Genomic DNA, 3,324 nt, shown 5'->3' with positions numbered 1-3,324 from the left:
ATAGATGTTTTACGTCCAGCGCAACGCCGAAGGCCGCCTGCTGATCGCCGATGCCTTCAAGGGCCTGCTGCGCGTGCGTGGTGAGGGGCCGCGGGCCGAGGTCGAAACCCTGCTGGCCACCGTGCAGCATCCGGTGCCGGACGACCCCGTGCGCTTTGCCGACGCCGTGAAGGTGGCCCCCCAGGGCACCATCTGGCTGACCGACGCCTCGCGCCGCTTTGGCGCTCAAGCCCTGGGCAGTACCTTCGAGGCCAGCGTGCTCGACATCCTGGAGCACAGCTGCACCGGTCGCCTGATCGCGGTCGATCCACTCACCCGCCTCTCGCGCGTGGCCTTGCAGGGACTGTGTTTTCCCAATGGCCTGGCCATGTCGGCCGATGGCCGGCGACTGCTGCTGTCGGAGACAGGCACCTACCGCATCCTCCAGCTGGACCTGGCCCGACTCTCGGTGGTGCGCACCGCCCAGGGTGACAAGGGCGTGCCCACTCTTGCCCAGGCCATGCAGCAGGGCGCAGCCCGCGTGCTGATCGACAACCTGCCGGGTTACCCCGACAACCTCACGGCTGGCCAGAACGGTCGCTTCTGGGTGGGGCTGACCAAGCCGCGCAGCCCGGTGCTGGATTTTGCCGACCACCACCCCATCGTGCGCAGCGTCACCCTGCGCCTGCCGCGCGCCCTGTGGCCGGTGCCCAAGCCCTATGGCCACGTGATCGCCTTCGACGAGCAGGGCCACATCCTGGACGACCTGCAGGATCCCTCCGGCGCCTATCCCGAGACCACCGCCGCCACCGAGGCCGATGGCAGGCTCTTCATCCAGAGCCTGAATGCGGGCAGTGTGGGGTGGCGGCCTTACACGGGCCCCATGCCCTGAGGCACGACGGTGTCGGCTGGGCTCACACCCGCCATGCGTCAAACCCCGTTTTGCAGATCAGCGCGCCCACCACGATCAGGAAGGCGATGCGCACGAAGCCTGCTCCGTGCTTGAGCGCCAGGCGCGTGCCGACCGAGCTGCCGGCCACATTGGCCAGGGCCATGGGCAAGGCCAGGGCCCAGACGACGTGGCCATGCGGGATGAACCACGCCAGGGCCGCGGCGTTGGTGGCCAGGTTCAGGCGCTTGGCGGCGGCGCTGGCGTGGAGGAAATCCCAGCCCAGCAGGCGAACCAGCGCGAACACGAAGAAGCTGCCCGTGCCGGGGCCGAACACGCCGTCATACAGGCCGATGGCGCCGCCAATTGCCGTGGCGATCAGGGTTTCGGTGCCCGGCGACCAGTGTGGGGTGTGGGCGTGCCCCAGGTCCTTGCGCCACAGGGTGTAGGCCCAGACGGCGGCCAGCACGAAGGGCAGCGCTGCGCGAAAGCCCGTGGCCGAGACCCGCGTGGCCAGCCAGGCGCCGAACATGCTGCCGGCCATGGTGGCCGCGAAGGCGCCCAGCAGGCGGGCCGAGGGCAGTTTCACACGCCGGGCGTACTGCCAGGCGGACCAGGCCGTGCCGGCGATCGCGCCCGCCTTGTTGGTGCCCAGCAGCGTGGCCGGAACCGCCTGCGGAAAGAGCCCGAAGAGGGCCGGCACCATGATGAGGCCGCCGCCTCCCACGATGGCATCGACCAGGCCGGCCGACGCAGAGGCGAGCAGCATCAAGGCCACGTTGGTGGCGTTCAAGTCCAGCATGAAGGGATGTGGCTCAGCCGCGCACTTCGCCCTGGCCCAGCACGACGTACTTCAGCGAGGTCAGGCCCTCCAGGCCCACCGGGCCACGGGCGTGGAACTTGTCGGTGCTGATGCCGATCTCGGCGCCCAGGCCGTACTCGAAGCCGTCGGCGAAGCGCGTGGAGGCGTTGATCATCACGCTGCTGGAGTCCACCTCGCGGATGAAGCGCATGCCGTTGGGGTGGTTGGTGGTGAGGATGGCATCGGTGTGGTGCGAGCCATAACGGTTGATGTGGGCGATGGCCTCATCGAGCGAGTCCACCACCTTGATGGCGATGACCGGGGCGAGGTACTCCTCGAACCAGTCCTGCTCGGTGGCATCGACCACCTGCGCGCCCGGCACATCGCTCAGGATGGCCTTGGCGCGGGCGTCGGCGCGCATTTCCACCCCCTTGTCGGCGAACACCTTGCCGATCAGCGGCAGGAAGGCGGCGGCCTGCGCGGCATGCACCAGCAGCGACTCGGTGGCGTTGCAGGGGCTGTATTTCTGCGTCTTGGCGTTGTCCGTCACCTTCACGGCCAGGGCCAGGTCGACCTCGCTGTCGACATAGGTGTGGCAATTGCCATCGAGGTGCTTGATGACGGGCACGCGGGCCTCGGCGCTGATGCGCTCGATCAGGCCCTTGCCACCACGCGGGATGATCACGTCCACAAACTGCGGCATGGTGATCAGCTGGCCCACGGCGGCGCGGTCGGTCGTCTGCACCAGCTGCACGGCATTGGCGGGCAGGCCCACTTGCGTGAGGGCGGCCTGCACCAGCTTCCACAGCGCCAGGTTGGAGTGGATGGCCTCGGAGCCCCCACGCAGCACGCAGGCGTTGCCGCTCTTGATGGCCAGCGAGGCGGCTTCGATCGTCACGTTCGGGCGGCTCTCGTAGATCATGCCGAAGACGCCGATGGGCACGCGCATCTGGCCCACGCTGATGCCGGTGGGGCGGCGGCGCATGTGGGTGATCTCGCCGACCGGGTCGGGCAGGGCCGCGACCTGTTCGCAGCTCTCGGCCATGGTGGCGATGACCTTGTCCGTCAGGCGCAGGCGGTCGACCATGGGGGCCGAGAGGCCATTGTTTTCGGCGGCCATCACATCGGCCTCGTTGCGGGCCTTGAGCTCGCCTGCGTGGGCGCGGATCTGGCCGGCCAGCGCCAGCAGCGCGTTGTTGCGCAGCGCGGTGCTGGAGGCGGCCATGGTGGTGGCGGCCACGCGGGCGGCCTGGCCCACGGCGCTCATGTACTGGTCGACCGGCAGGTCGGCTTGAGGGGTGGCGGCGGTGTTCATCCCGTGATTGTCGCAAACCTGGGCGGGCCGCGCAGCCCGGAGGGGCACAGCCATGGGCGCTGGCCTATGCTGGCGGGGTGCCGCGCGTCATCCACATCCATCCCGAGGCCCCGCCCAAGCCGCCCGAAGGCCAGCCCTGCAATGGCTGTGGCGTGTGCTGCCTGGCCGAGCCTTGCCCCGTGGGCGTGCTGGTGAGCCGGCGGCTGACGGGGGCTTGCAAGGCCCTGCGCTGGTCGGATGCGGGGCGGCGCTACAGCTGTGGCCTGCTCGGTGATGCGGACTGGCGGGGCCTCGCAGATGGCCCCGCCCCCAAGGGGATGCGCGCGCTGCTGCGCCGCC

General features: G+C 69.6%; 4 protein-coding genes. 2 read left to right on the top strand and 2 right to left on the bottom strand.

The genetic code is table 11. The features are described 5' to 3' along the window. Positions 1-4 precede the first annotated feature (4 nt). The gene (locus QZ994_RS19165; protein WP_290877496.1) at positions 5-871 is read left to right on the top strand and encodes an SMP-30/gluconolactonase/LRE family protein; all 867 of its coding nucleotides are present in this window, start codon (positions 5-7) and stop codon (positions 869-871) included. A 22-nt stretch (positions 872-893) separates the two neighbouring features. Here the strand turns inward: QZ994_RS19165 and QZ994_RS19160 are convergent, their stop codons facing one another. Further along, on the bottom strand, positions 894-1,670 hold the full coding sequence (locus QZ994_RS19160) for a TSUP family transporter (RefSeq protein ID WP_290877493.1): 777 nt from the start codon (positions 1,668-1,670) through the stop codon (positions 894-896). A 13-nt stretch (positions 1,671-1,683) separates the two neighbouring features. After that, entirely contained in the window at positions 1,684-2,985 is a 1,302-nt protein-coding gene (locus QZ994_RS19155) for a glutamate-5-semialdehyde dehydrogenase (protein WP_290877491.1), read from the bottom strand. A 77-nt stretch (positions 2,986-3,062) separates the two neighbouring features. Here QZ994_RS19155 and QZ994_RS19150 point away from each other — a divergent pair. Then, the coding region (locus QZ994_RS19150) for a hypothetical protein (RefSeq protein WP_290877489.1) at positions 3,063-3,324 on the top strand (262 nt) is incomplete at its 3' end.

This window comes from Aquabacterium sp., from assembly GCF_021768455.1.
Lineage (GTDB): Bacteria > Pseudomonadota > Gammaproteobacteria > Burkholderiales > Burkholderiaceae_C > Aquabacterium.
The sequence above is the reverse complement of the archived record's forward strand: the minus strand, read 5'-3'. Positions and strand labels throughout refer to the sequence as shown.